The 24,358-nt window shown below is 70.4% G+C and carries 24 protein-coding genes; 14 read left to right on the forward strand and 10 right to left on the reverse strand.

Going from position 1 to position 24,358, the window contains the following annotated elements; all coding sequences use genetic code 11:
- Genes L3Q65_RS10930 through L3Q65_RS10955 form a run of 6 tightly spaced genes read left to right on the forward strand, consistent with a single transcriptional unit; the run spans window position 1 to window position 7,379 of the window.
- Window positions 1-279, forward strand: a complete 279-nt coding sequence (locus tag L3Q65_RS10930; protein WP_182894770.1) for a sarcosine oxidase subunit delta — start codon at window positions 1-3, stop codon at window positions 277-279.
- The gene (locus L3Q65_RS10935; protein WP_237599562.1) at window positions 276-3,053 is read left to right on the forward strand and encodes an FAD-dependent oxidoreductase; all 2,778 of its coding nucleotides are present in this window, start codon (window positions 276-278) and stop codon (window positions 3,051-3,053) included. The genes L3Q65_RS10930 and L3Q65_RS10935 overlap by 4 nt, the downstream gene beginning before the upstream one ends.
- Window positions 3,043-3,594: a sarcosine oxidase subunit gamma gene (locus L3Q65_RS10940; protein WP_237599563.1), complete on the forward strand. Its 552-nt coding sequence runs from the start codon at window positions 3,043-3,045 to the stop codon at window positions 3,592-3,594. Before L3Q65_RS10935 ends, L3Q65_RS10940 begins: the two co-directional genes overlap by 11 nt.
- Window positions 3,591-4,436, forward strand: coding sequence for a formyltetrahydrofolate deformylase (gene purU, locus L3Q65_RS10945; protein ID WP_237599564.1), 846 nt, complete (start codon window positions 3,591-3,593; stop codon window positions 4,434-4,436). The genes L3Q65_RS10940 and purU overlap by 4 nt, the downstream gene beginning before the upstream one ends.
- Window positions 4,437-4,455: 19 nt before the next feature.
- A complete protein-coding gene (locus L3Q65_RS10950; protein ID WP_237599565.1) occupies window positions 4,456-6,879 on the forward strand; it encodes an FAD-dependent oxidoreductase in 2,424 nt (807 codons plus the stop codon).
- A 17-nt stretch (window positions 6,880-6,896) separates the two neighbouring features.
- Window positions 6,897-7,379: a hypothetical protein gene (locus tag L3Q65_RS10955; protein WP_182894765.1), complete on the forward strand. Its 483-nt coding sequence runs from the start codon at window positions 6,897-6,899 to the stop codon at window positions 7,377-7,379.
- A 266-nt stretch (window positions 7,380-7,645) separates the two neighbouring features.
- On the opposite strand, the gene L3Q65_RS10960 is transcribed toward L3Q65_RS10955, so the two are convergent.
- The 3 genes from L3Q65_RS10960 to L3Q65_RS10970 all read right to left on the reverse strand — a co-directional run bounded on the left by L3Q65_RS10960 (window position 7,646) and on the right by L3Q65_RS10970 (window position 9,375).
- A complete protein-coding gene (locus L3Q65_RS10960) occupies window positions 7,646-8,503 on the reverse strand; it encodes a phosphotransferase (RefSeq protein WP_237599566.1) in 858 nt (285 codons plus the stop codon).
- 15 nt (window positions 8,504-8,518) lie between these two features.
- Window positions 8,519-8,989: a hypothetical protein gene (locus L3Q65_RS10965; protein ID WP_237599567.1), complete on the reverse strand. Its 471-nt coding sequence runs from the start codon at window positions 8,987-8,989 to the stop codon at window positions 8,519-8,521.
- 134 nt (window positions 8,990-9,123) lie between these two features.
- Window positions 9,124-9,375 (reverse strand): hypothetical protein, encoded by a 252-nt coding sequence (locus L3Q65_RS10970; RefSeq protein ID WP_237599568.1) that lies wholly within the window; start codon window positions 9,373-9,375, stop codon window positions 9,124-9,126.
- A 90-nt stretch (window positions 9,376-9,465) separates the two neighbouring features.
- Between L3Q65_RS10970 and L3Q65_RS47470 the strand changes: the two genes are divergently transcribed.
- From L3Q65_RS47470 to L3Q65_RS10990, 3 genes are all read left to right on the forward strand, one after another.
- On the forward strand, window positions 9,466-10,587 hold the full coding sequence (locus tag L3Q65_RS47470) for a helix-turn-helix domain-containing protein (protein ID WP_304504557.1): 1,122 nt from the start codon (window positions 9,466-9,468) through the stop codon (window positions 10,585-10,587).
- 267 nt (window positions 10,588-10,854) lie between these two features.
- Entirely contained in the window at window positions 10,855-11,643 is a 789-nt protein-coding gene (locus tag L3Q65_RS10985) for an aldo/keto reductase (protein ID WP_237599569.1), read from the forward strand.
- A gap of 149 nt (window positions 11,644-11,792) precedes the next feature.
- Window positions 11,793-12,944, forward strand: coding sequence for an IS481 family transposase (locus L3Q65_RS10990; RefSeq protein ID WP_237599570.1), 1,152 nt, complete (start codon window positions 11,793-11,795; stop codon window positions 12,942-12,944).
- Window positions 12,945-13,268: 324 nt separating this feature from the next.
- Here L3Q65_RS10990 and L3Q65_RS10995 read toward each other — a convergent pair whose 3' ends face one another.
- The 6 genes from L3Q65_RS10995 to L3Q65_RS11020 form a co-directional block, all read right to left on the reverse strand.
- The gene (locus L3Q65_RS10995) at window positions 13,269-13,955 is read right to left on the reverse strand and encodes a substrate-binding domain-containing protein (RefSeq protein WP_182894760.1); all 687 of its coding nucleotides are present in this window, start codon (window positions 13,953-13,955) and stop codon (window positions 13,269-13,271) included.
- A gap of 89 nt (window positions 13,956-14,044) precedes the next feature.
- On the reverse strand, window positions 14,045-14,980 hold the full coding sequence (locus L3Q65_RS11000; RefSeq protein ID WP_237599571.1) for a 3-methyladenine DNA glycosylase: 936 nt from the start codon (window positions 14,978-14,980) through the stop codon (window positions 14,045-14,047).
- The gene (locus tag L3Q65_RS11005; protein WP_067595359.1) at window positions 14,977-16,020 is read right to left on the reverse strand and encodes a hemolysin family protein; all 1,044 of its coding nucleotides are present in this window, start codon (window positions 16,018-16,020) and stop codon (window positions 14,977-14,979) included. Before L3Q65_RS11005 ends, L3Q65_RS11000 begins: the two co-directional genes overlap by 4 nt.
- On the reverse strand, window positions 16,017-17,342 hold the full coding sequence (locus L3Q65_RS11010) for a hemolysin family protein (protein ID WP_182894758.1): 1,326 nt from the start codon (window positions 17,340-17,342) through the stop codon (window positions 16,017-16,019). Before L3Q65_RS11010 ends, L3Q65_RS11005 begins: the two co-directional genes overlap by 4 nt.
- Window positions 17,343-17,691: 349 nt before the next feature.
- Window positions 17,692-18,258 (reverse strand): TIGR03086 family metal-binding protein, encoded by a 567-nt coding sequence (locus L3Q65_RS11015; RefSeq protein ID WP_237599572.1) that lies wholly within the window; start codon window positions 18,256-18,258, stop codon window positions 17,692-17,694.
- Between the two features lie 41 nt (window positions 18,259-18,299).
- Window positions 18,300-18,887 carry a TetR/AcrR family transcriptional regulator gene (locus L3Q65_RS11020; RefSeq protein WP_037814298.1) on the reverse strand — a complete coding sequence of 196 codons (588 nt, stop codon included), beginning with the start codon at window positions 18,885-18,887 and terminating at the stop codon, window positions 18,300-18,302.
- Window positions 18,888-19,032: 145 nt separating this feature from the next.
- Between L3Q65_RS11020 and L3Q65_RS11025 the strand changes: the two genes are divergently transcribed.
- Genes L3Q65_RS11025 through pip form a run of 4 tightly spaced genes read left to right on the forward strand, consistent with a single transcriptional unit; the run spans window position 19,033 to window position 21,921 of the window.
- Window positions 19,033-19,389 (forward strand): hypothetical protein, encoded by a 357-nt coding sequence (locus L3Q65_RS11025; RefSeq protein ID WP_237599573.1) that lies wholly within the window; start codon window positions 19,033-19,035, stop codon window positions 19,387-19,389.
- 34 nt (window positions 19,390-19,423) lie between these two features.
- A complete protein-coding gene (locus L3Q65_RS11030; RefSeq protein WP_237599574.1) occupies window positions 19,424-20,209 on the forward strand; it encodes a WXG100 family type VII secretion target in 786 nt (261 codons plus the stop codon).
- Window positions 20,210-20,233: 24 nt separating this feature from the next.
- Window positions 20,234-20,962, forward strand: coding sequence for an ESX secretion-associated protein EspG (locus L3Q65_RS11035; RefSeq protein WP_182894947.1), 729 nt, complete (start codon window positions 20,234-20,236; stop codon window positions 20,960-20,962).
- An 11-nt stretch (window positions 20,963-20,973) separates the two neighbouring features.
- A complete protein-coding gene (gene pip / locus L3Q65_RS11040; RefSeq protein ID WP_237599575.1) occupies window positions 20,974-21,921 on the forward strand; it encodes a prolyl aminopeptidase in 948 nt (315 codons plus the stop codon).
- A 98-nt stretch (window positions 21,922-22,019) separates the two neighbouring features.
- Here pip and L3Q65_RS11045 read toward each other — a convergent pair whose 3' ends face one another.
- Window positions 22,020-23,219 carry a Glu/Leu/Phe/Val dehydrogenase gene (locus L3Q65_RS11045; RefSeq protein WP_182894946.1) on the reverse strand — a complete coding sequence of 400 codons (1,200 nt, stop codon included), beginning with the start codon at window positions 23,217-23,219 and terminating at the stop codon, window positions 22,020-22,022.
- A gap of 120 nt (window positions 23,220-23,339) precedes the next feature.
- Here L3Q65_RS11045 and L3Q65_RS11050 point away from each other — a divergent pair, with 120 nt between their 5' ends.
- Window positions 23,340-24,266, forward strand: coding sequence for a LysR family transcriptional regulator (locus tag L3Q65_RS11050; protein ID WP_182894754.1), 927 nt, complete (start codon window positions 23,340-23,342; stop codon window positions 24,264-24,266).
- The last annotated feature ends 92 nt before the right edge of the window (window positions 24,267-24,358 follow it).

Raw genomic sequence — 24,358 nt, forward strand, 5'->3', positions numbered from 1 at the left:
GTGCAGCTGATTCCCTGCCCCTGGTGCGGTCCCCGCGAGGAGACCGAATTCCACTACGGCGGCCAAGCCCACGTCGCGTACCCGGCGGAACCGGCGGCGCTGTCCGACGAGGAGTGGGCGAAGTACGTCTTCTTCCGCGCCAACCCGAGCGGGCCGCTCGCCGAGCGCTGGACGCACAGCGCGGGCTGCCGCCGCTGGTTCAACGCCGTCCGCGACACCCGCACCCACGAACTCGCGGCGGTCTACCGCCTCGACGAACCCCGGCCGGTGATCCCATGACCTTCCGCCTCCCCAGCGGCGGCCTCGTCGACCGCGACACCTTGCTCCAGTTCACCTTCGACGGCCGCGAGCTCACCGGCCATCCGGGCGACACGCTCGCGTCCGCGCTGCTCGCCCACGGCGTGCACCAGGTCGCGCGGAGCGTCAAGCTCGGCCGCCCGCGCGGCATCATGGCGGCCGGTGTCGAAGAGCCGAACGCGGTGGTGCAGCTGGAAAAGCCGTTCCCCGAACCGATGCAGACCGCGACCACCGTCGAGCTGTACGACGGCCTCGTCGCACGCAGCCTCTCCGGCCAGGGCCGGTTGGCGACCGAACCGGACCCCGCGAGGTACGACGCGAAGCACCTGCACTGCGACGTGCTCGTGGTCGGCGCCGGCCCGGCCGGTCTGGTCGCGGCCCGCACGGCGGCGCGAGCCGGAGCCCGGGTCGTGCTCGTGGACGACCAGCCCGAGCCCGGCGGTTCGCTGCTCGGCTCGAACGAATACGTGGACCTCAAACCCGCCGTCGAATGGGCTCGCGCGATCGCCGACGAACTCCGCGCGACGCCGGACGTGGAAGTACTCGACCGGACCACCGCGTTCGGTGCCTACGACGACGGTTTCGTCCTCGCCGTGCAGCACCGGACGTCCGGCGCGGCCCGGCAGCGCGTGTGGCGGATCCGTGCGAAGCAGACTGTCCTCGCGACCGGCGCACACGAACGTCCGATCGTCTTCCCGGACAACGACCGTCCTGGCGTCCTCCTCGCCGGTGCCGCCCGGACCTACCTCCACCGCTACGGCGTCGTCCCCGGCCGTCGCGCCGTCGTGTTCACCATGGACGATTCCGCCTACGCCACGGCGATCGACCTCGCCGACGCTGGCGTGGAAATCCCGCTGGTGGCCGATGTCCGCCCGGCAGCTCCGGAAAACTGGGCCGCCGCCTGTGCGGAACGGGGCATCGAGATCCGCACCGAGGCAGCAGTGACAGGGACGGAAGGAAGCGGGCGCGTCACCGGCGTGCGCGTTGCCGGAGACCTGATCCCGTGCGACACGCTGCTGGTCTCGGGCGGCTGGACCCCCGCGGTCCACCTGTTCAGCCAGCAGCGTGGTGCCCTGCGCTACGAACCCGCACTCGGCGCATACCTTCCAGACGGCGACCTCCCGACCGCACGCGTGGCAGGCAGCGCGAACGGCACCTTCGACTTCGCCGGCTGCGTGCGAGAAGGCCGTGCCGCCGCCGCGAAGGCCCTAGGCGAAGCACCGGCGGACATCCCGCTCCCGGTCTCCGACGCACCGCCGCGCGAACTGGCCCCCGCCGTTCAATGGCAGATCCCCGGCACGGAGTCCGATGTGGACACCCGTTTCGTGGACCTGCAGCGCGACGCCACCGTCTCCGACGTCCTCCGCGCCACCGGTGCGGGCCTCGCCTCACTGGAGCACGTCAAGCGCTACACCACCATCGGCACCGCACACGACCAGGGCAAAACCTCCGGCATGCTCGCCGCCGGGATCACCGCCGAAGCCCTCGGCGCCGACCTCGCGGACCGCCGCCCGACCACCTACCGTCCGCCGTACACGCCGGTCGCCTTCGCCGCGCTGGCCGGTCGCAACCGCGGCGAACTGCACGACCCGATCCGCGTCACCGCCCTGCATTCCTGGCACGTCGAACACGGCGCGGAGTTCGAGAACGTCGGCCAGTGGAAACGCCCGTGGTACTACCCGCAGCCGGGGGAGGACCTGCACGCCGCTGTCCGGCGCGAATGCCTCGAAGCCCGCACTGACGTGGCCATGATGGACGGTTCCACCCTCGGCAAGATCGACGTCCAGGGCCCGGACGCCGCCGAATTCCTCGACCTGCTCTACACGAACCTGATGAGCACGCTCAAGGTCGGACGCATCCGGTACGGCGTGATGTGCGGCATCGACGGCATGGTGATCGACGACGGCACCGTCATCCGCGTGGCCGAGGACCGCTTCCTCGTCACCACGACCACCGGCAACGCCGCGATGGTGCTGGACTGGATGGAGGAGTGGCTGCAAACCGAATGGCCGCACCTGCGCGTGTTCGCCACCTCGGTCACCGAGCACTGGGCGACCGTCGCGCTCGTCGGCCCGCGTTCGCGCGAGATCCTGGCCGGGCTCGCGCCGGAACTGGACGTCAGCAACGACGCCTTCGGCTTCATGGCCTGGCGCGACGCCGAAGTGGCCGGAATCGCCGCGCGGGTGTGCCGGATCAGCTTTTCCGGCGAGCTCGCGTACGAGATCAACGTGCCGTCCTGGTACGGCCTCGCGCTGTGGGAAGCGTTGGCAGCACAGGGAATCACGCCGTACGGCACCGAGACGATGCACGTGCTGCGCGCGGAGAAGGGCTACCCGATCATCGGCCAGGACACCGACGGCACGGTCACTCCCCACGACCTCGGCATGGGCTGGGCGGTGTCCAAGAAGAAGGCCGACTTCCTCGGCAAACGGTCCTTCTCCCGGGTGGAAAACCAGCGGCCGGACCGCAAACAGTTCGTCGGCCTCCTGCCGGTCGATCCGACCGTGCTGCTGCCCGAGGGCGCGCAGATCATCGAGACCGCGCACGTCCCGCGCCCGCCGGTGCGGATGCTCGGCCACGTCACCTCCAGCTACCCGAGCGCCGCGCTGGACCGCACCTTCGCGCTCGCCCTCGTCCGTTCCGGCCGGGAACGGATCGGGGAGACCCTGTACGTCCCGGTCGGCGACGAGGTGGTTCCGGTGACGGTGACCGAATCCGTGCTCTACGACAAGGAGGGGACCCGCCGTGACGGTTAAGACCCTGTCTCCGCTGGCAGACCACGTGGGTCTGCTCGCCAGCTGCGCACCGGCCGTGCTCGCCGAAGAACGCCCGTTCGTCTCGCAGCTGAACGTCCGCATCCGCGAAGGCCACGACGCCGCGGCAGCCGTGCTCGGCACCGCGCTGCCGAAGGCGTGCCAGTTCACCAGCGGCATTGGCGACGTCCTCTGGCTCGGCCCCGACGAATACTTGGTGCTCGGCGCTCCCGAAGGCACCGAAGAAGCGCTGCGGGAAGCGATCACCGTCGGCGCGGTGACCGATGTGTCCGCGCAGCGCACCACCGTGCAACTCGCCGGACCGGCTGCCCGCGACGTCCTGGCCCACGGCTGCGCCATCGACCTCCACCCGAAGGCCGCGCCGCCGGGCACCTGCGTCCAGACGCTGTACGCCCGCACCGGAATCGTCCTGCTGGTGCGAGAAGCGGGCGAGTTCACCGTGCTCGTGCGCCAGTCGTTCGCCCCGTATTTCGCCGCCTGGCTCGCCGACGCGGCACTGGAATACCGAGAGGAGGAGTCTTGACCCAGTTCACCTTGACCCTGCACTGCCCCGAGCGCTCCGGGATCGTGCACGCCGTGACGACGTTCCTCGTGGGCAACGGCTGCGACATCGTCGAACACCAGCAGTTCGACGACGACGTGCACGGGGAACTGTTCCTGCGCACCGAATTCACCTGCGCCGGACCGGCCACTGTGGACGATCTCACCCGCGAGTTCGACCTCGTGGCCCGGGACTACGCCATGCGGTACCGGTTCTCCGACCGCACCCCGGACCGGCTGCTGGTGATGGTGTCCAAAGCCGGGCACTGCCTCAACGACCTCCTCTTCCGCTGGCGCGCGGGCGCGCTCGGCGCGGAAATCGCGCTCGTGGCGTCCAACCACGAGGACCTGCGCCCGATGGCCGAGGCCGCCGGACTGCCGTTCGTGCACATCCCGGTCACCCCGGCGACCAAGCCGGAAGCCGAACAGCGGCTGCTGGACCTGGTGCGGGAACACGACATCGACCTCGTCGTACTGGCCCGCTACATGCAGGTCCTCTCGGACGAGCTGTGCCAGAAACTGCAGGGCCGCGCGATCAACATCCACCACTCGTTCCTGCCCGGCTTCAAGGGCGCGAAACCGTACGCGCAGGCCTACGACCGGGGCGTCAAGTACGTTGGCGCGACCGCGCACTACGTGACCCCCGAACTCGACGAGGGCCCGATCATCGAGCAAGAGGTGCAGCGGGTCGACCACTCGCACTCGCCGCGCGCGCTCGCGACTGTCGGCCGCGACGCCGAAGCGCTCGCGCTGTCCCGCGCGGTGCGCTGGCACTGCGAGCGGCGCGTTCTCCTCAACGGCAACCGGACCGTCGTCTTCCGCTGACCTATCCCAGGGAGTTCTCATGACCCGTGTCGTGATCATCGGCGCCGGAATCGTGGGCGCGAACCTCGCCGACGAACTGACCCTGCGCGGCTGGACCGACGTCACCGTGCTCGACCAGGGACCGCTGCCGCTGACCGGCGGTTCGACGTCGCACGCGCCGGGGCTGGTGTTCCAGACCAACCCGTCGAAGGCGATGACCGAATTCGCCGGCTACACCGTCGCGAAACTGCTCGACCTCGGCTGTTTCCACCAGATCGGCGGGATGGAGGTGGCCAGCACCGCGGCGCGGTGGGAGGACCTGAAACGCAAGCACGGCTGGGCGACGTCCTGGGGCGTCGAAGCGCGGCTGATCGACCCGGACGAGTGCGTCCGCCGCTGGCCGATGCTCGACCGGAACCGGATCTTCGGCGCGCTGTACGTCCCGACCGACGGGCTCGCCGTCGCCTCGCGCGCGGTGGACGAGCTGATCAAACGGGCTTCCTCGCGCGGCGCGCGGTTCGTCGGCTCGACCCGCGTGACCTGCATCGAGCAGGCGAACGGGCACGTCACCGCTGTCAAGACCGCAGACGACGTGGTCCCGGCCGACATCGTGGTGTCCTGCGCGGGATTCTGGGGCCGCGAGATCGGCGAGATGGCGGGCATGACCGTGCCGCTGCTGCCGCTCGCGCACCAATACGCGAAAACGGGCCAGCTCGCCGAACTGGCCGGGGCCGATCCGGTGCACCCCGCGCTGCCGATCCTGCGCCATCAGGACCAGGACCTGTACTTCCGCCAGCACGGCGACCGGCTCGGCATCGGCTCGTACGCGCACCGCCCGATGCCGGTGGACAAGTTCGCCGAACCCGGCGAGGTGACCGCGTCCGCGATGCCCTCGATGCTGCCGTTCACCGAGGACGATTTCGCGCCGTCATGGGAGGAAAGCAAGCTCCTGCTGCCCGCGCTCGGCCAGACCAAGGCTGAGGAGGGCTTCAACGGCATCTTCTCCTTCACTCCCGACGGCGGCTCGCTGGTCGGCGAATCCGCGGACGTGCGCGGATTCTGGATTGCCGAGGCCATCTGGGTCACGCATTCCGCGGGCATCGCGAAGGCCGTCGCGGAATCTATTGTGGACGGACGCTCCGAAACCGACCTGCACGAGCTGGACGTGCACCGGTTCGAGGACGTCCAGCTGGCCCCGGAGTACATCCGCGAAACCGCGCAGCAGAACTTCGTGGAGATCTACGACGTGCTGCACCCGCTGCAGCCCCGGCTTTCCCCGCGCGACCTGCGGGTCAGCCCGTTCCACGCCCGCCAGCGCGAACTGGGCGCGGTGTTCCTGGAGGCGGGCGGCTGGGAACGGCCGCACTGGTTCGAGGCCAACGCGTCGCTGCTGAAAGACCTGCCGCACGACTTCCTCCCGCCCGCGCGCGACGCCTGGGCCGGGCAGTTCCACTCGCCGATCGTGGCGGCCGAGGCCTGGCACACCCGGAACCGGGTCGCGATGTACGACATGACCCCGCTCAAGCGCGTCGAGGTCAGCGGGCCGGGTTCGCTGGAGTTCCTGCAAGGGCTCACGACGAACCAGCTGGCGAAGTCGGTCGGCTCGGTGACCTACACGCTGATGCTCGACGACGCGGGCGGCGTCCGCAGCGACATCACCGTGGCGCGCTTGGAACCGGAGCTGTTCCAGGTCGGCATCAACGGCAACATCGACGTCGCGTACCTGCGCAGCCGCGCCCCGGAAGGCGTGCGGGTCGCGGACACCACCGGCGGCACCTGCTGCGTCGGCGTGTGGGGCCCGCTCGCCCGCGACCTGGTGCAACCGCTGTCGGCGGAAGACCTTTCGCACACCGGGCTCAAGTACTTCCGCGGCCGCCGGGCGCGGATCGCCGGGGTGCCGGTGACGATCCTGCGACTGTCCTATGTGGGCGAACTCGGCTGGGAGATCTACACCTCCGCGGACAACGGCCAGCGGCTCTGGGACGCGCTGTGGCGCGCCGGGCAGTCCCTGGGCGTCATCGCGGCCGGGCGCGGCGCGTTCAACAGCCTCCGGCTGGAAAAGGGCTACCGGCTGTGGGGGACCGACATGACCACCGAGCACGACCCGTACGAGGCCGGGGTCGGGTTCGCGGTGCGCCCGGCGAAGGGCGAGTTCGCCGGGCGGGCCGCCATCGAGGGCCGCAGCGAAGAGACCTCGGCGCGGCGGCTGCGCTGCCTCACCGTGGACGACGGCCGGACCGTCGTGCTGGGCAAGGAACCAGTCTTCGTGGACGGCGCCGCGGCGGGTTACGTCACGAGTGCGGCCTACGGCTACACGATCGGCCGCCCCATCGCGTACGCCTGGCTGCCGGGTGCGGTGGAGATCGGCGACCAGGTGGAAATCGAGTATTTCGGACGGCGCGTCGCCGCGACTGTGGCCGCGGAACCGCTGGTCGACCCCGGGATGGAGCGCATCCGGCGCTGAGCGGAAGGAAACCCGACATGCGGGACCAGATCGTGAGCGACTTCCTGAACACCCTCGCCCGCCCCGCGATCCCGGCTCCGGCCGGGGCGACAGTCGCGGCCCTCGCCCTCGCGCAAGCCGCGGCACTGCTGAGCCGAGCGGCCGGCGGCGACGCCGAGGCGGACCACCTGACGCGGCATGCGTTGCGGCTGGCGGAGATCGACGCCCACGCCGTCACGCACGACGTGCCCGACCGCGCCCAGCCCGCCGCGGACGTGGTCGCGGCGGCAGCGGAGGTAGTCCGGGTGGCGGAACGGCTGCTGTCCATTGTGGACCCGGCGGCGTTGCCGGACGTCTCCGCGGCGGCGGAAATGGCGCGTTCGTCCGCGACGACCGCACGAGTCGCCGTCGAGGCCCGGCACGGCGTCCCGCTCGCCGCGGAACCGGACGAGGTCGCCGAGAGAGCCGCCCGGGTCACGGAGGCGGTACGGGTCCGTGAAGGACTCCTCGAAGGAATCTGATTCCCTCAAGGGGCCCTTTGCGGCTATGGAGGTGCTGCAACGCCCTGACCTGGGGGCACCGATCGGCGAGCCGCGGTGATCCTGCTGTTCATTGTGGACCTCATGCTCCGCGAGATGACAGCGACCGGGAAACCCTTGTCCGGCATCAAAAGCGGCGAAATTCGCGGCATCCTCAGCGATCTTATGGTGACGGAGCCGGCTCGCCGTCGGCTGCGCATCGACGGTCAGCGCGCACCCTTGCGCAGTGACAGCGTGCAATTCCGGGATCAAGAGCCCAGTCGGTGCCGGACGTACTGCCGGGCAATGTCGGTGAGCCCGGGAAACGCGCTGCGGTAGGCCCACATTCCGAAGATCAGCACCGCGTATGCGGTCACTGCGTCGGTGGGGGCGTCTCTGTACGCCGGGATCGCGTTCGCCCATTCTTCGGCCTGTCGCGGGGTGTGGCCGTCGGCGACGAGCCGCAGCACCAGCGCAGCCGGGTCAAGCCATGGCGCGCCGACGCTAGACCATGCCCAGTCGACAACCCGCGCGCGGTCGGAGACGAGGATGTTGAGCGGGTGCATGTCGCCGTGCACGAGGCTGTTCCCGTTGACGGCCTCGATCCCGCGTCGCTCCCAGTCCAGCAGTTCCGGCAGGTGGGCCTTGTCCCAGCTGTCAAGTTCGCGGTCCGATTTGGACAGTCGACGCCACGGGACGGACCATGCCCACTGGTCCGTGGACCGCTCCAGTTCGACGGGGGACGGGGTTAGCTCCCGCGTCATCGCGGCTACGGTCTCGGCGACCATCGGGAGGTCCGGCGAGCCCGGCGCGAGGCTGGGGTGATGCCCGGTGACGGCCTCGAATCCGAGCACGTGCCACCCGTCGGCGGTCACTTCCCAGAGGAGACGCGGCGCAGCAGAGTTCGGCCGGGCCCCGACCCGTGCTTCCGTCTGCTGCGCCCGCGCCCGCCGTGTGCCGGTCTGGACGCCCTTGACGAAGCAAGGGCCGTGCGCGGTCTGGAGCGTTGCCAGGAAATCGGAGTTCCGTCCGTTGCCCGGGGAAACCGTCGCGGCCACGGCGCCCGTCCGTTCTTCGATCGCTCGCCGGACGGCGGCGGGAAGGTTCGCCCATTCCTGGCTGACCATGTCTGCCTCTTCGGCCTAGCTCCGCGCGGGAGACGGGGGCGGGTCGTCGGTGCACCCGTTCTTGCACTGGGAGCACTTGGCGCACTTCGCCGCGCCAGTGAACCACAGGGGATCGTCCACCACGAACCCCGCCGCCCGGATGGCGTCGGTGGTTCGGCGCATCATGTCGACGGGCCGAACGTCCCCGGTTTCGTCGCTGTCATTCGGGACGTGGTGGATGAAGCCTCCGGAAATCCGCTCGCAGAATTCCGCGTATTCGTGCGTGTGCAGAATGAACGTGTGCCATCCGATGTCGACGGTTTCGCTCGGTGCGAGGGGGCGGCTGGTCCGGGCGCACGCCGCGAGGAACGCAAGCGCCTGGTCCATGATTCGTCCCGCGTACTCCAGAGAAACGACGTTCTCTTTCGAGATGCGGGCCCGGAGCCTGCGGAACAAACCCTCCGGGATGAGCCCCTGCCCGGTCAAGTCCTCTGCCGCAACACTCATCTGCGAATATCCTTCCGATCTCATCGAATCCGTTGCCTTGCGTGCTAACGGAAACCCAGCGGTCTTTTTCGTTGCCGCGTAGGGAACCCGGCCAGTGCTGAGCGTGTCGGGGAACGTCGGCAGCGGCCGGGCGATCAGGGGAGCGCGCGCGGCAGCGGCGTGGCCGCGAGGCACCTCATGCACGGCGTCCCGGCGGACCCGTCGCACCATTCCAGGTCGCCGGTCCAGAACTCCGCGCCGCAGAACGCGACTATGCGGCCGGGATAGTTCGCCGGTTCCGGGAACACGTGCATGACGCGGAACGTCTCGCGGACCGTGCCGGGAAGCGGTCTCCCCAGCATGATTCGCGCGGTCATCGTCTGCCTCTCGTGTCCGTACCAGCCCATGCCCTCTACCTTCGGGACCAGCCGGACCGATGAACAGACGTTTGCCGTCTACCGTCGTCTACAGTCAATGGCGAGCACAGGGGGCGACGGATGGACGACCTCGCAGCACGGCTCCGGCGCGCACGCACCGATGCCGGGATGAGCCTCGCGGCCTTAGCTGCCCGTACCCACTTCAGCAAGCCACTGCTCGGGTTGCTCGAAACGGGGAAACGCACGATCAGCCCAGAACACGTAGTCGCCTACTCCCGTGCCCTGTGCGTGCCAGTGACGGCCCTGTACGGGTCCCCGGACGACCCGTTGCGCGTCGCGCACGAATGGCTGTTGTCCGAGACCCCCGCGGCCCGGCATACGGCCGCCGGGCGACGCGTCGGCCCCAGCCTCGCCACCGAACTAGAGGAACGCGTTGTCGAACTGCGCCATCTCGACGATGTGATCGGCGGGGGCGACCTCATCCCGCTCGTGCGCCGCGAACTCGCCGACGCCGAACGCGTAGTGAACGAAGCCAGCTACGACGACGGCACCGGCCGCCGCCTGCTCACCGCAGTCGGCGAACTCGCGCAGCTCGCCGGATGGGTCGCCAGCGACGCCGGACAGTACGCCGAAGCGCAGCACGTGTACCTGTCCGGCGTGTCCGCCGCCCGCGACGCCGGTAACGGGCCGCTCGCCGGGCAACTCCTGTCCAGCCTCAGCTACCAGATGGCGAACGTCGGCGACCCGGCCGACGCGGCGCTGCTTGCCCGGTCCGCCGTCGCCGGGGCCCGCGACGCCACCCCCGTAGTCCGCGCGCTGCTGCTCGAACGGGTCGCGTGGGCATCCGCCCGGTCCTGCGACACCGACGGCACCCGCCGCACCCTCGACGCCGTAGACGACGCCTACGCCGCCCGCAGCACCGGCACGGAAGAACCGGAATGGGTGTACTGGCTCGACCCGAACGAAATCGACGTGATGGCCGGACGCTGCCTCATCGAACTCGGCGAACCGGCACGCGCCGAACCGTTGATCACCCACGCCGTGGACGCCTACGCGCCGGAGCACTCCCGGGAAGTGGCGCTCTACCGCACGTGGATCGCCGAGGCGTACGCCCGCTCCGGCGAACTCGACGCCGCCCGCTCCGCCTTGCGCGCCGCCCGCAAGGCAGGCGACGGGGTCAACTCGGCCCGGCTGGCCACCCGCGTCGAACAGGTCGCCCGGCTCGTCGGGGCGGACGCGTGACCGGCGTCCCGGTGCGAATCCGGCACAGACGACAACCGCGAACAGCCCTCGGCGCAGACAGACGTTGAGGGCTGTTTTGGCTGTTCAAACGGGGTGCAGCTAGCGAACCCGCAGGTCAGTGCTACCCCCTGCCGCAAGGGGCCCCTGCACGGACGTCGGGCGGCGGATTGCGGCAGGGGGCGCGAGCGGCGGCTGGCGGGCAGTGGCAAGATCTGCGGTGTTCCCCAGGAGACCCGTCCCCGAGAACACCGCAGTGAGGATCGCCGCATGCCTGTGCCGCCCCTGCTCACTCTGAACAACTCGGTCGCCATCCCGCAGCTCGGACTCGGCATGTACCAGGTCCGGCCCGACCAGGTCGCGAAAGTCGTCGCGACGGCGTTCGAAGCCGGCTACCGCAGCATCGACACCGCCGCGATGTACGGCAACGAAGCCGAGGTCGGCGCGGCGGTCCGGGAGTCCGGGCTGCCGCGCGAGGACGTCTTCGTGACCACGAAGGTCTGGAACACCGACCACGGCTACGACAACACCCTGCGCGCGTTCGACCGCAGCGCGGAGGCGCTCGGCCTCGGCCCGGTCGACCTGTACCTGATCCACTGGCCGAAACCGGAGCTGGACCGCTACGTCGAAACCTGGCGCGCCCTCGAACTGCTGCTCAGCGAGGGCCGCGTCCGGGCGATCGGCGTGTCGAACTTCGGCGTCGACCACCTGCGCCGCCTGCTCGACGAGACCGACGTCGTCCCGGTGGTCAACCAGGTCGAACTGCACCCGTGGCAGCAGCAGGCCCCGCTGCGCGCGTTCCACGCCGAGCACGGCATCGCGACCGAAGCGTGGAGCCCGCTGGCCCGCGGCCGGAACCTGAACGACCGGGTGATCACGGCGCTGGCCGCGAAGTACGGGAAGACGCCCGCCCAGCTGGTGCTGCGCTGGCATCTGCAGCTGGGAATCATCGCGATCCCGAAATCGGCGACCCCGTCGCGGATCCGGGAGAACGCCGAGGTGTTCGACTTCGAACTGGCCGAGGACGACCTGCTGGCCCTGGCCGAACTCGACTCGTGAGCGGCGGTGCCGGTGAGAACCGGCTGTTGAGTCTCAGGACATCGCCGACAGTTGATGTCTCAGGACATCGCGGACACTGACCGGCCTGTCGGCGTGGTGACCAGGGCTTGTGTGGTGATCATGCGGCGATGGGCAGAGCAGGGTTTTCGATGGATCCTGAGTTCGTCGCCGCGATCGCCCGGGTCGCTCACGGCGAGAAGATCAACGTGGCGCGGTTCTGCCACCAGCACGGCCTGTCCCGGGACACCTTCTGCAAATACCTGGCCCGGTTCCGGGCCGAAGGCGCAGACGGGTTCACCCGCCGCAGCACCGCCCCGCGCCGCCGGCCGAGCACCCTGGGGCCGGCGGCGGTCGAGGCGGTGCTGCGTGCCCGCAAGGAACTCGCCGACGAGGGCCGCGACAACGGCCCGATCTCGATCCGCTGGCGACTCGAAGACGCCGGGACCAGCCCGCTGCCCTCCCGCGCCTCGATCCACCGGATCCTGCGCGCCCACGGCCAGATCGTGCCCCAGCCCCGCAAGAAACCGAAAACGCGGCGGCGGTTCGAATACGCCGACCCCAACGGCTGCTGGCAGATCGACGGCATGGAGCACTGCCTCGCCGACGGCACGAAAGTCTGCATCGTCCAGATCCTCGACGACCACTCCCGCCTCGACGTCGGCACCTACGCCGCGGCCAGCGAAAACGGCGCCGACACCTGGGCCGCGCTGCAGCACGCCTTCGCCGGCTACGGCCTGCCCGTCAAACTCCTCTCCGACAACGGGCTCGCCTTCTCCGGCAAACACCGCGGCCGCATGGTCGAACTCGAACGCCGCCTCGCCGAGCGAGGGATCACCGCCATCGCCTCCACCCCGCACCACCCGCAAACCTGCGGCAAAGACGAACGCAGCCACCAGACCCTGCAGAAATGGCTCGCCGCCAGGCCACCCGCCGACACCCTCGCCGACCTGCAGCACCTGCTCGAGGAATACCGGCAGATCTACAACCACCGCCGCCACCAGAGCCTCGCCGGCCAGACACCCCAGCAGCGTTACGACGCCCGGCCCAAAGCCCTCCCCGCCACCGGCCCGCACCGGCCCAGCGGCCTCACCAGCCGCCCCGTCTCCGCCACCGGCGTCATCGCATTCTCCGGCTGCTCCATCGTCCTCGGACGCCGATGGGCAGGACGCACCGCCACCGTCTACTGGCAAGGCGACCGCGTCGCCGTGATGATCGGCGACACCCTCGCCCGCCAGCTCACCCTCAACAGATCAGTACGCTACCAACGCCTCACCAACCAGAAACTGTCCGGAAAGCCCTGAGACACATCTGTCCGTGAGGTCCTGAGACAGCACAGCCGGTGAGAACCGGCACCAGCACTCACGAGGCACGCGTTCCCACCGTCTCGACGCCGACCCCGCTGGGCCGTCAGCTTCGGCCGACCGTGCTCCGCAGCCGCCTGGCCAGAGCACGGTCGCGGTGAAGCCGCGCCCCCGACTACGCCACCGCGTCCCAGCCCAACCGAGGGCGAAAGCGGTGCGAAGACGGTCAAGCCGCGGATGTCTCTGCGGCTCCGGGAGCCCGCCCCGGATACGCCGCACCGCCCCAGCCCAGCCAGGGCGGAGGCGGTGCCGGCAGATCCGGATTCAGGAAGCGCGAATGCCCGCTGCCGCGAAGTCGGCCAGCTGGGCCGGTTCCTTGAGGAACGCCCGGAAGCTCTGCGTGCCGCGTTGCTGGACCTCGTCGATCGACTTCCCGGACAGGCCGACGAACGGGTAGTCCGCGGGCGGCCCGGAGCCGATCGGCATCGCGGGGGAGCCGATGACGTCCGGCTTCGCCTTCGAGAGCTGGGTGACCCAGTACGACGATTCGGGGATCCAGCCGTCGGGCAGGCCGCCGATCGTGTCGAGCGAGGCCTTGCCGGTGAGCGCGTTCAGCACGTCGGAGGCGGGCTTGCTCTGCACGGCGACGTGCACACAGCTGCCGTGCACCTGGGTGAGGTCCTGGTTCCAGCGCGCCGCCGCGGCCTCGACCGGCTTGGTGATCTGCGGGGTCACCACGATCCGGACGTCGGTGCGGCCGCCGTTGCAGCTGGCGGCCTGCGCCTCGGCGCGGTTGTTGAGCACGCTGTCGGCCCAGTTCCAGCCGACCACGCCGAGCGTGGCCAGCACCACGAGCCCGAGCGCCACGAGAGGCCACTTCGCGATCCGCCGGCGAGGCGCCTTCTTGGCGACGATCCGGTGCGACCCGGTCGTCTCGCTGCGGCCGGCGGGCCGCTTCGGCGGATCGAGAGGGTGCGGCACCGGCTCCTCGGGCAGGCTGTGACGCCCCATCGTTGTCCTTTCGTGACATGCACAACACACTCAGTTATGCAATCGAACCGTTATCACTCTATCAGGCCAGCGACCTGCGGTGAATACCGTTACGCAGAGTTGTCAGCTCCACGAGCGGGCGACTCCGGCGCGGGGTCCGGCGGCCGGGCCGGGTCGGCGAGAAGATCGCGGCAGAGGCCGATGAGGCGGGCCCGCAGCGGCGCGGCCCGCTCGGCGAATCCGGCCTGGGCGCGGGCGTAGGAGGCCCGCCCCTCGGCGGTCTCGATCGGCACCGGCCGGTAGCCGTAGTCCGCTAGATCGTACGGGCTGGCCCGCATGTCCAGTTCACGGACGTCCGCGGCGAGCGCGAAACAGTCGCCGACCAGTTCGGCGGGCACGAACGGATCGAGCTTGTAAGCCCACTTGAAAAGATCCATGTTCGCGTGCAGGCAGCCCGGCTGCTCCAGCGCGACCTGCGATTCCCGGGTCGGCTCCAGCGTGTTGCGCGGCCGCGCCGGACCGGTGAAGAACCGGAACGCGTCGTAGTGCCCGCACCGGATGTCCATCGATTCCACGACCTCGTCGGTCCCGGCCGAGCCGAGCCGCAGCGGGACCTGCGCGTGCCGCACCGAGTCCGCGGGCTCGCGGTAGACCATGGCCCATTCGTGCAGCCCGAAGCAGCTCAGCCGCGGCGCCCGCGACGCGGTGGCCGACAGCAGCTTCAGCACGAACTCGGCGGTGCGCGCCCGGCGGCCGGTGAAAGCCGCCGGGTCGAGCATCACTCCGGCCGCGGTCTCGACGTAGGCCGGACGCTCGAGGAACCGCCGCGCGGACGCGCCCGCGAGCACCACCCCCGGACCCGGCTGCCAGCGTTCGAGATGCCCCGGCCGATGCGAGTAGTAGGTGAACAAAAAATCCAGGACCGGGTGCTTTTCGCCCCGTGCCCGGCGTTCCTGGTGCGGCCCGGTCCACGCGTGCATCCGCTCGGCGTGCGCTCGCTCCCGGGACTGCCAGTCCTCCTCGGCGAGCACGACCCGCGCGCTCATGCCGCCACGTGGGTGCCGTCGCGCACGGTCCCCACGTACTCCTCGACGAGGTCTTCCAGCGCCACCACGCCGACCGCCGCGCCGGAGGCGTCGAGCGCCCGCGCGAGGTGGCTGCCTTCCTTGCGCATGGCCGAAAGCGCGACGTCCAGCCGCGCGTCCGACCGCAGTTCGGTGAGCGGCCGCGTCTTGTCGTCGGGCACCACCGTGCCGGGGTCCTGGCCGACCAGATCCAGAACGTCCTTCACGTGGATGTAGCCGGTGAGCGAACCGTCGTCCGTGCACACCGGGAACCGCGAGAACCCCGTGGTGGACACCGCTCGCTCGACGTCGCCGAGCGTCGGCCCGCAGGGAAGCGTCGTGAGTTCCGAGGTGGGCACCAGCACGTCCGCGACGGTCTTGGCCACCGACGACAGCGTCTGCGAAAGCCGCCGGTGCTCGGACTGGTCGAGCAGCCCTTCCTGGCGCGATTCGCTGAGCAACTCGGCGAGTTCGTCCGAGCTGTACGCGGTCTCCAGCTCGTCTTTCGGCTCCACCTTCATCAGGCGCAGCAAGGAGTTCGCGACGAAGTTGAGGAACGCGATGACCGGGTTCGCCACCTTGACCCACGCCACGTGCACCGGCACGAGCCACAGCGCGAGGCGCTCCGGTTCGGCGATCGCGAGGTTCTTCGGCACCATCTCGCCGATCAGCACGTGCAGCATGGTGATGAACGCCAGCGCGATCGCGAACGAGATCGGGTGCAGCAGCTGGTCGGGCAGGCCGAGCAGGTCGAAGAACCCGGACAGCCGGTGCGCGACCGCGGGTTCGCCCAAGCGGCCGAGCAGCAGCGAGCAGATGGTGATCCCGAGCTGTGCCCCGGCGAGCATCTGCGACACGTGCTTGCTCGCGTTGATGACGATCTGCGCGCGCGTCTTTCCCTGCTCCAGCAACGCTTCCAGCCGGTCGCGGCGCGAGGAGATCAGGGTGAATTCCGCGCCGACGAAGAACGCGTTGGCCAGCAGCAGGACCACGACGAGGGCGATGTTCAGCCAGTCGCTCACGCGCTCACCTCGCGTTCGGCCGGGCGCACCTGGACCTCGGCGACGCGGTGCCGGTCCATGCTGGTGACCGCGAGCCGCCAGCCGTCGACCTCGACGGCGTCGCCCTCGGCCGGGATCGCGCCGAGCCGCTCCAGGATCAGGCCGGCGATCGTCTCGTAGTCGCCCTCGGGCATCCGGAAGCCGGTGATGTCGCGGACCTCGTCCGCGCGCAGCTGCCCGGACACGAGCCAGCGGTCCGCGCCGAGCTGCTGCGCGGCCGGGGCCTCGCGGTCGTCGTGCTCGTCGCGGACGTCGCCGATGATCTCCTCGACCACGTCCTCCAGCGTGACCAGCCCGGCGGTGCCGCCGTACTCGTCCACCACGATCGCGAGCTGGTAGCGCGAATCGCGCAGCCGGTTCAGCAGATCGTCGCCGGGCAGCGATTCCGGCACCGTCGGCACCGGCCGCATCGCCGAGCGGATCCGCGTGGTCGCGCGGTCGGCGGCCGGGACGGCGAACGCCTGCTTGACGTGCACCGCGCCCTGGACGTCGTCGAGATCCTCGGTGTAGACCGGGAACCGCGAGAACCCGGTGCGCCGCGAGATGTCGATGAGGTCGTCGATCGTGTCGTCCACGGTGAGCGATTCGACCTGCACGCGCGGGGTCATCAGCTCGTCCGCGGTGCGGTCGCCGAACCGCAGCGACCGGTCCAGCAGCTCCGCCGTGGACGTGTCGAGCTTCCCGCTTTCCGCGCTGGAGCGGACGATCGAGCCCAGCTCCTGCGGCGACCGCGCGGAACGCAGCTCTTCCTGCGGTTCGATGCCGAACTTGCGGACGAGGAAGTTGGCGCTGTTGTTCATCAGCGTGATGAGCCAGCGGAACAGCGCCGAGAACCGGGCGTGGTAGCCGGAAACCGCGCGCGCGGTCGGCAGCGGCCGCGCGATCGCGATGTTCTTCGGCACCATCTCGCCGAGGATCATCGACAGGAACGTGGCCAGGACCAGCGCGACCGCCACCGCGACCCCGGACGCCGCCGAAGCGGGCAGGCCCGCGGCGTCGAGCAGCGGGCGGACCAGGTCGCCGATGAGCGGTTCGGCGAGGAAACCGGTGATCAGCGTGGTGAGCGTGATCGCGACCTGCGCGCCGGAGAGCTGGAAGCTCAGCGTGCGGTGCGCCTTCTGGACGGTGCGCGAACGCTTGTCACCGACCTGGCGGACATCCGCGTCGACGGTGCTGCGCTCGAGCGCGGTCAGCGAGAACTCGGCGGCGACGGCGAGGCCGGTGCCGATCGTGAGAAGGAGGAAGAGCAGCACGCCGAGCACTGAAAGCAGGACGTGGATCACAGCGCACCGTCCGGGACGCTGGAACGGACGGCGGGCGGGAAGCCGGGTCGGGCGGGACCCGGCCCGGTACTGTCACCGGGCGATGGCGCAGCGCGCACGGATGGAAGTCACTCCTCAGGCAAAACTGGTTTGTAGTGCGACGATGCCGACAATCGTACCGGGTCCGGACAGCCATGCCGCGACAGGACGCGAACCTGGCGCCGGATTTTCGCTCACCGCACGGCAAGGGCCGCCCGCTCAGCCAGCGATGTTCCGGCTCGGCCGGGGCGGCGTAGACAACCCCAACGCCGCATGGGGTGCGTGGGACGCACCAACGCCGCATTGGGGCGCTCTGTCCACTGTGGCGGGTTCAGCGCGGACGGCGGCCGAGCAGCGCGACGAGCCGGTCGGGTGCCGCGGCGGCGCGGCCCACCGCGATCGGCGGGTCGAACAGCCCGAGCCCCTGCCAGTCGTCGACCATCGGGCGCAGCACGTCGAGCAGCCGCCCTGCGAGGCGGTCCGGGACCGGATTCGGGCGGCCGAGCGCGGTGGCGAGGTCCCAGCCGTGCACGGCGAGATCCAGCGTCATCTGCCAGCCGTACTCCTCGGCGGGCACCAGCCCGGACGAGACGTGCACGGTGCGGTGCGGCGCGCCGGGGGAGAGCCACGCCTCGCGGGCGGCGCCGGACGCCTTCTCCCACGCCGAGAGCGGATCGTCGCCGAGGACGTCGCCGTCGTAGCGGGCGCCGACCTCGTCGAGGGTCGCCCCGGCGAGCAGATGCGGCGCCCAGAGTTGTTCGACGGCGAGATGGTTCACCAGATCGTGGACCGACCAGCCGGTGCACGGCGTGCCGCGGGCCCAGTCGCCGGGACCGGCGGCGCGCACCGCGGCGTCGAACACGTCCAGTGCGCTGCCGTGGGCGGCGAGGAGATCCACGGGGCACAGTGAACACGAATCCGCGCGATCGCGCGGGGGACTTAACTCCGCGCGCCCGGCCGGTGCCGCCGCACGGTCTCCTCGACCAGGTCGAGCACCGGACCCAGGTCGTCGCCGGGAAGGCCCATCGCGAGGTGCGAGACGAGCCCTTCCAGCACCAGCTCCAGGAACGCGGTCAGCACGCTGACGTCGACGTCGTCGCGCAGATTGCCGGCCTTGCGCTGCCATTCGAGGCGGTCGCGGGTGGCCTCGGTCAGCTGCTGCGAGCGTTCCGCCCACCGGCCGCGGAACTCCGGGTCGGTGCGCAGCCGCCGCGACACCTCCAGCCGGGTGCCGAGCCAGTCCGCCGGGTGCTCGCTGTTCCCGGCCAGCAGATCGCGCATGACCTGGACCAGGCCCTGTTCGGCGACGACGTCGGCCATCCGCACCGCGTCGTCCTCGGCGAGGGCGAGGAAGAGCGATTCCTTGTCGCGGAAGTGGTGGAAGATGGCCCCGCGCGACAATCCGGTCGCTTCTTCGAGGCGGCGAACGGTGGCGCCCTCGTAGCCGTAGCGTGCGAAACACACGCGCGAGCCGTCGAGGATCTGCCGGCGGCGTGCGTCGAGGTGATCCTGGCTGACCCGTGGCATCCTGAAATCCTGACATCGAGGACCGGGTTCTCGCAATCCGTACGTACGTACTGTGACGTGTCGGCGGAACGGATGCGCGCCGTCACACTGGCGGGTTCTCGGCTGACACGACCGGGCCGGTTGACTACGCTGTGCACATCACGACGTGAGCACCGGAAAGGAAGCGGCCTTGGTCATCGGCGAGTCGGGCCGTGCGCGCGGCGGTTTCGCCATGGACGCGGCGGAGCTGACCGCGGTGATCCGGTTGTGGGAGGACCAGCTCGCCAAGATCGCCTCCGACGGCCGCGCGATCGACGAGATCCTCGCGGTCTTCGCCGCCCCCGGCGCGGACCCGGCGAGCGCGGAGTACGCGGCCGCCGGCGCGGACTCGCTGCGCACGCTGCGCGACCAGAACGAGGCGCTGCGCCGGTACGCCGCCGGATACCTCGACAAGCTGCGCACCGCGCGGGACCGGACGACCGAGGCGGACCAGGCAGGCGCCGACCTCGGTCGCGGCCGGTAAGCGGACGACCCCGGCCGCGCACGAAGGGAACCAGGTGGACGGCAAGCAGATCTTCGACAACTTCCGCGGCGGCGACACGTCCGGTTTGCGTGCCGCCGCGGCGAAGGTCCAGGAGCTTTCGGCGGCCTATCTGGAACGCGCGCAGAGCGTGAAAGAGCTTCAGGAGCGGATGACGCGCTCGTGGACGGGCGACTCCGCGGACGCCGCGAAAGCGGGAGCGGGACCGGTCGAGGCCGGGTTCCGGGAGTCCGCCGATCCGCTCGACCTCACCAGCGCGTCGATGGACACCCAGGCCAGCAGCTTCGAAAGCTCGCGGCACGCGGTCGTCGACGTGCCGCCGCGCCCGGAGCGCCCGCAGCCGTGGGCCGGGCCGCTGCAGGCGGTGCTGCCCGCGTCGGCCGCGCCAGTGTCCTTTCAGGACGGCATCGACCGGTTCCACGGCGCGAACGAGAACAACGTCCGGGTGATGGAGCAGTACCACGGCGTCACCGCGAACACGAAACGCGTGCTGCCGAAGCAATACGGCCCGATCGTCCCCGACGGCGCCGCGGTCCGCCGGACCACCTCGGACAGCACGACCGCGCAGACCGCCGCGAGCCACGACCGGAACGGCCCCGCAGCCGCGGTCCTGCCCGCTCCGGCGAGCGAACCGTCCCAGCGCGGCTCGGGCTCCGCGGTCGGCGGCGCCCCCGTCGCGTCGGGCGGCCCCGGCGACGGCCTGCACCGGCGGCCCGAGTACCTGCTCGAATCCGATCCGGAGGGCGCGTTCGGGGCGGACCGTTCGGCGACCCAGCCGGTTCTCGGCGACGAGGAGGAGTAGCCGGTGGCCGATCCGGCGGGACGAGTGGATGTCCCGGTCGAAGCGCTCGCGGCGCTGGCCGAACGCGAGCAGGTGGGCCGGTTGCACGTGACGCTGCGGCCGGATCCGGCGTGGCTGTCGGAAACCGAGCGCGACGAGGCCGCCAAGCGGGTGGACGACGCGCTGGCGCTGGCCGGCCTGGTCGACTCGCGCGGCCGGGCCACTGTGGACTTCCTCGACTGGCTGCCGCTGCTCGTGCGCCCGGTAATCGAGTACTACGGCTGGGTCGCGACCGGCGACCGCACGTACGGGGTGCTCGCCGCGGCCAGCGGATTGCAGGCGGTGCTCGCGGTGTCGGACGGCGAACACGTCGGCGTCCAGGAAATCGACCGCGACCGCGTGCTGGAAACGCTCGTGGAGCAGTTGCCCGCGGTCGGCCCGGGCGGCGGGTATGTGCGCACGGTGCGCGTCGCGGACCTCACCGAAGCCGCCCGGCGCGGCGAGGACGCTTTTCCGTTGGACCCGGTGCTGTCGGACGTGCTAACCCTGGTGCAGCGTCCGGTGCACGGAAGCGGAGAGCTGTACGCGGGACGACGCGACGACGTCGGCCGGTACGTCCGGCTGGAAGAACCTCTGCACTACGCGGACACGGACTGGGGCCGGTACCTGAGCTACACCGTCGGGGCCGGGCCGGACGCGGAAATCCGGATCGGGCCCGCCGGCCCGGCTGAACTGTGCGGTGCGCTGCGGGCTCTGGAGCGCACCCTGAACTGAGGGGACGTTCGTTGCGCTATCCGGAAATCGAACCGTACGACAGCGGCCTGCTGGACGTCGGCGACGGACACCAGGTGTACTGGGAAACCTGCGGCAACCCCGACGGCAAGCCGGTAGCCGTCCTGCACGGCGGCCCGGGAACCGGCTGCAGCGAAGGCATGCGCCAATTCTTCGACCCGGCCAAGTACCGGATAGTCCTGCTGGACCAACGCGGCTGCGGCCGCAGCACGCCCCACGCAGGCGACACCGTCGAAGCACTGAAGGCGAACACCGCCAGCCACTTGATCGCCGACCTCGAACTGCTCCGGGAAACCCTGAACATCCCCCGCTGGCAACTCTTCGGCGGCTCCTGGGGCTGCGTACTGGGCCTGGCCTACGCGGAACGGCATCCCGAACGCGTGACGGAAATAGTCATGATGGGCCTGGCCACCGACCGCCAGATCGAAATCGACCAGCTGACCGGCGGCCTGGCCGAAATGTTCCCGGAGGCCTACGCCCGCTTCCGCGACGGCGTACCGGAACCCGAACGAGACGGCAACCTCGCTGCGGCCTACTGCCGCCTGCTCGCCAACCCGGATCCAGCAGTCCACGAACCAGCCGCCCAGCGTTGGTGCGCCTGGGAATCCGCCATGCAACCCGGCGTCCCGCCCTCCCCGAAATTCGAAAACCCCCGCTTCCGCCTGGCCTTCGCCCGCCTGGTCACCCACTACTTCTCCCAAGGCTGCTTCCTGGAAGACGGCGGCATTCTCCGCGACGCGAACAAACTGGCCGGAATCCCCACAGTCCTAGTACAAGGAATCCTGGACCTGAGCAGCCTGGCAGGAACCCCGTGGCTGCTGGAACGCGCGATCCCCGGCGCAGAACTGATCCTGGTAGGCGGCGCGGGCCACACCACCGCAGTCCCCTCAATGGAAAACGCCCTGATCGCCGCCACGGACGAATTCGCCGCCCGTCCGTGAGGGCCGCCCTGAGGGAATCTGATTCCGTCAGGGCGGCCCGCACGGCCAGCCACTCGCCGAACCGCAGCCGACGCACCGGCGATCGAGGCGCGCAGCCGTCAGGGAATCATCAACGCAGGCGCTCCCAACGACCCGTGTGCCTCAGCGTTGCGAGCCTCCCGAACAGCCTCCGCCTGCCGCAACGCAGTGACCCTCGGCGGAACCCGATCCAAATGCCACTCCGCCAGCACCAACGCCACCTTGGCCTGCATCTCCGTCCGCAGCCGCAAGAACGAATCCGCCGGATCCGCCCCGACCTCCCCGAGCAGCAACCACCAGGCCCAAGCGGCGGCCCCGGCATTGGCGATGAAGTCCGGAATCACCGCGACCCCGCGAGCCGACAACGCCGCCTCGGCCTCGGGAGTCGTAGCCGCATTGGCGGCCTCGACAACCACCTTCGCCTTGACGAGATTCTCGTTGTCCACCCGCAACGCGTAAGAAATAGCCGCCGGAACGAAAATATCCGCCTCGGCAGCCACCACCGCCTCCCGCGGCAACGACTGCACCCCCTCGGGCAACCTTCCCCGGTCGACCTCCCCGAACCGATCCCGCAACTCCAGCAGCGCGGGCACGTCCAACCCCTCCGGGTCGTACAACGTCCCGGCAGCATCCGCGACGGCGACGACCTTCATCCCCGCCTCGTGCAGGTACCAAGCCGCACCGCCGCCCATCGTCCCGATCCCCTGAATGGCGACCGTCGTCTCCGGAACAGCCCAGCCCCAGGTATTGGCCGCCCCAAGACAAGCCTGCGCCACTCCATACCCGCCGATCACGTCCCCGAGCAACTGCCCGCCGGGAACCGGTGCGTTCAACCCGGCCTGAACCCGCCGAAGCGTCCGCGCCGGATCGGCCGACCGGCGGATCGCGGCGTGGTACGACTGCTCCAGCCCCAGCGTCGCGAAAACCTCGTCGATGAGATGCTGCGGCACCCCCAGGTCCTCGGCAGTCACCCAGCTGGCGTCGAGCCAGGGCCGCAGGAACTCGCAGAACCGGGTGAGCACGCCGGTGGCGCGCGGGTCCTTGGGGTCGAAGTCGATGCCGCCCTTCGCGCCGCCGACCGGGAGGTTGAACGCGGCCGTCTTGTTCGCCATGCCGCGCGCGAGGTCGGCCACCTCGTCGACGGTGCAGCCGGCGCGCATCCGCGTGCCGCCCGTGGCGACGCCGGAGACCAGGCTGTGCACGACCAGGTAGCCGTGCGCGCCCGTGACCGGGTCGGTCCACGTGAGCTTCATCAGCGGTTCGGCGATCCGCGGGTCCATCGAGCCACTCACCTCCTCGAGTCCTTGGCAGCGCCCTTCGCCGCCTGCTTCCGAGGGTGCTGCCACGGAAGGGCGCGCGTCTATTTACCGAATCTGGACGAAGTTGTTTAGGGTTCGTACATGGAGCTTTCGTTGCACCGCTTGAGGATGCTCCGCGAGCTGCACCGCAGGGGGACGGTCACCGCGGCCGCGGCGGCGTTGCATTACACCGCTTCGGCGGTATCGCAGCAACTCGCGCAGCTGGAACGCGACGTCGGCGCGAAACTGTTCGAACGGCTCGGCCGCCGGGTCCAGCTGACCGAACTCGGCATCCTGCTCACCGAGCACGCCGAGGAGATCCTGGGCTCGGTCGAGCGCGCGACGCTCGCGCTGGAGGAAGCGCAGGGCACCATGTCCGCGCGGCTCACGGCCGGGGTGTGGGCGTCGGTGGCGTCCGGCCTGCTGCCGACCGCGCTCACCGCGCTGGCCGCGGACTACCCGGGAATCCAAGTGCGGACGAAGGAACTGGCCCCGGAGGCGACCGCGGACGCGGTGCGGGACGGCACGCTGGACCTGTCGTTCGTCATCGACTACTCGGATGCCCCGATGGAGTGGAGCGACGGGCTGGAGCGCGCGGTCGTGGCCGTGGAACGGCTGCACGCGGCGGTCCCGGCGGGCGCGCTGCCGTCCGCCACGGTGCCGCTCGACGCGCTCGCCGAGCACCCGTGGATCCTGGCGAGCCCCAAGTCCCATTTCGGCCGCGCGATCCGGATTGCCTGCCACCGGCACGGTTTCCAGCCGAAAATCAATCACGAGGTCGAGGAACAGTCGACCGCGATGGCGATGGTGGGAGCGGGGCTGGGCGTGACCCTGGTGTCCGATCTGGGCCTGCGGCTGCTGCGCCCGCCGGGGATCGACGTCGTCGCGCTGGCTCCGCCGTTGCTGCGGACGGTGTCGATCGCGTATCGCCGCACGGAGATCCGGCGTCCGGCGCTGCATCTGGTGGTGGCCGCGGTGCAGGAGGCGGCGGCGGAGCTGGGGCTGGGGACTGAGCCCGCTTTGCCGTGAGCCCGGGGCGGGTCCTTGGTGTCGGGTTCGGCCGGGGGAACGGCGGCGGGCGCGGTGCCGAACCGGCCCGGCTTCCGACTTCCGGGGCGCCC

Source organism: Amycolatopsis sp. FU40, from assembly GCF_021903635.1.
Classification (GTDB): domain Bacteria; phylum Actinomycetota; class Actinomycetes; order Mycobacteriales; family Pseudonocardiaceae; genus Amycolatopsis; species Amycolatopsis dendrobii.

Bases quoted from the DNA above. Each gene is read 5' to 3' on its own strand.
- L3Q65_RS10955 (WP_182894765.1), top strand. From the start codon at position 6,897: ATGCGGGACCAGATCGTGAGCGACTTCCTGAACACCCTCGCCCGCCCC.
- L3Q65_RS10935 (WP_237599562.1), top strand. From the start codon at position 276: ATGACCTTCCGCCTCCCCAGCGGCGGCCTCGTCGACCGCGACACCTTG.
- L3Q65_RS10960 (WP_237599566.1), bottom strand. From the start codon at position 8,503: ATGGTCAGCCAGGAATGGGCGAACCTTCCCGCCGCCGTCCGGCGAGCG.
- L3Q65_RS10985 (WP_237599569.1), top strand. From the start codon at position 10,855: ATGCCTGTGCCGCCCCTGCTCACTCTGAACAACTCGGTCGCCATCCCG.
- L3Q65_RS10965 (WP_237599567.1), bottom strand. From the start codon at position 8,989: ATGAGTGTTGCGGCAGAGGACTTGACCGGGCAGGGGCTCATCCCGGAG.
- L3Q65_RS47470 (WP_304504557.1), top strand. From the start codon at position 9,466: ATGGACGACCTCGCAGCACGGCTCCGGCGCGCACGCACCGATGCCGGG.
- L3Q65_RS11000 (WP_237599571.1), bottom strand. From the start codon at position 14,980: ATGAGCGCGCGGGTCGTGCTCGCCGAGGAGGACTGGCAGTCCCGGGAG.
- L3Q65_RS11020 (WP_037814298.1), bottom strand. From the start codon at position 18,887: ATGCCACGGGTCAGCCAGGATCACCTCGACGCACGCCGCCGGCAGATC.
- L3Q65_RS10995 (WP_182894760.1), bottom strand. From the start codon at position 13,955: ATGGGGCGTCACAGCCTGCCCGAGGAGCCGGTGCCGCACCCTCTCGAT.
- L3Q65_RS11050 (WP_182894754.1), top strand. From the start codon at position 23,340: ATGGAGCTTTCGTTGCACCGCTTGAGGATGCTCCGCGAGCTGCACCGC.
- L3Q65_RS10990 (WP_237599570.1), top strand. From the start codon at position 11,793: ATGGATCCTGAGTTCGTCGCCGCGATCGCCCGGGTCGCTCACGGCGAG.
- L3Q65_RS11045 (WP_182894946.1), bottom strand. From the start codon at position 23,219: ATGGACCCGCGGATCGCCGAACCGCTGATGAAGCTCACGTGGACCGAC.
- L3Q65_RS10950 (WP_237599565.1), top strand. From the start codon at position 4,456: ATGACCCGTGTCGTGATCATCGGCGCCGGAATCGTGGGCGCGAACCTC.
- L3Q65_RS10970 (WP_237599568.1), bottom strand. From the start codon at position 9,375: ATGGGCTGGTACGGACACGAGAGGCAGACGATGACCGCGCGAATCATG.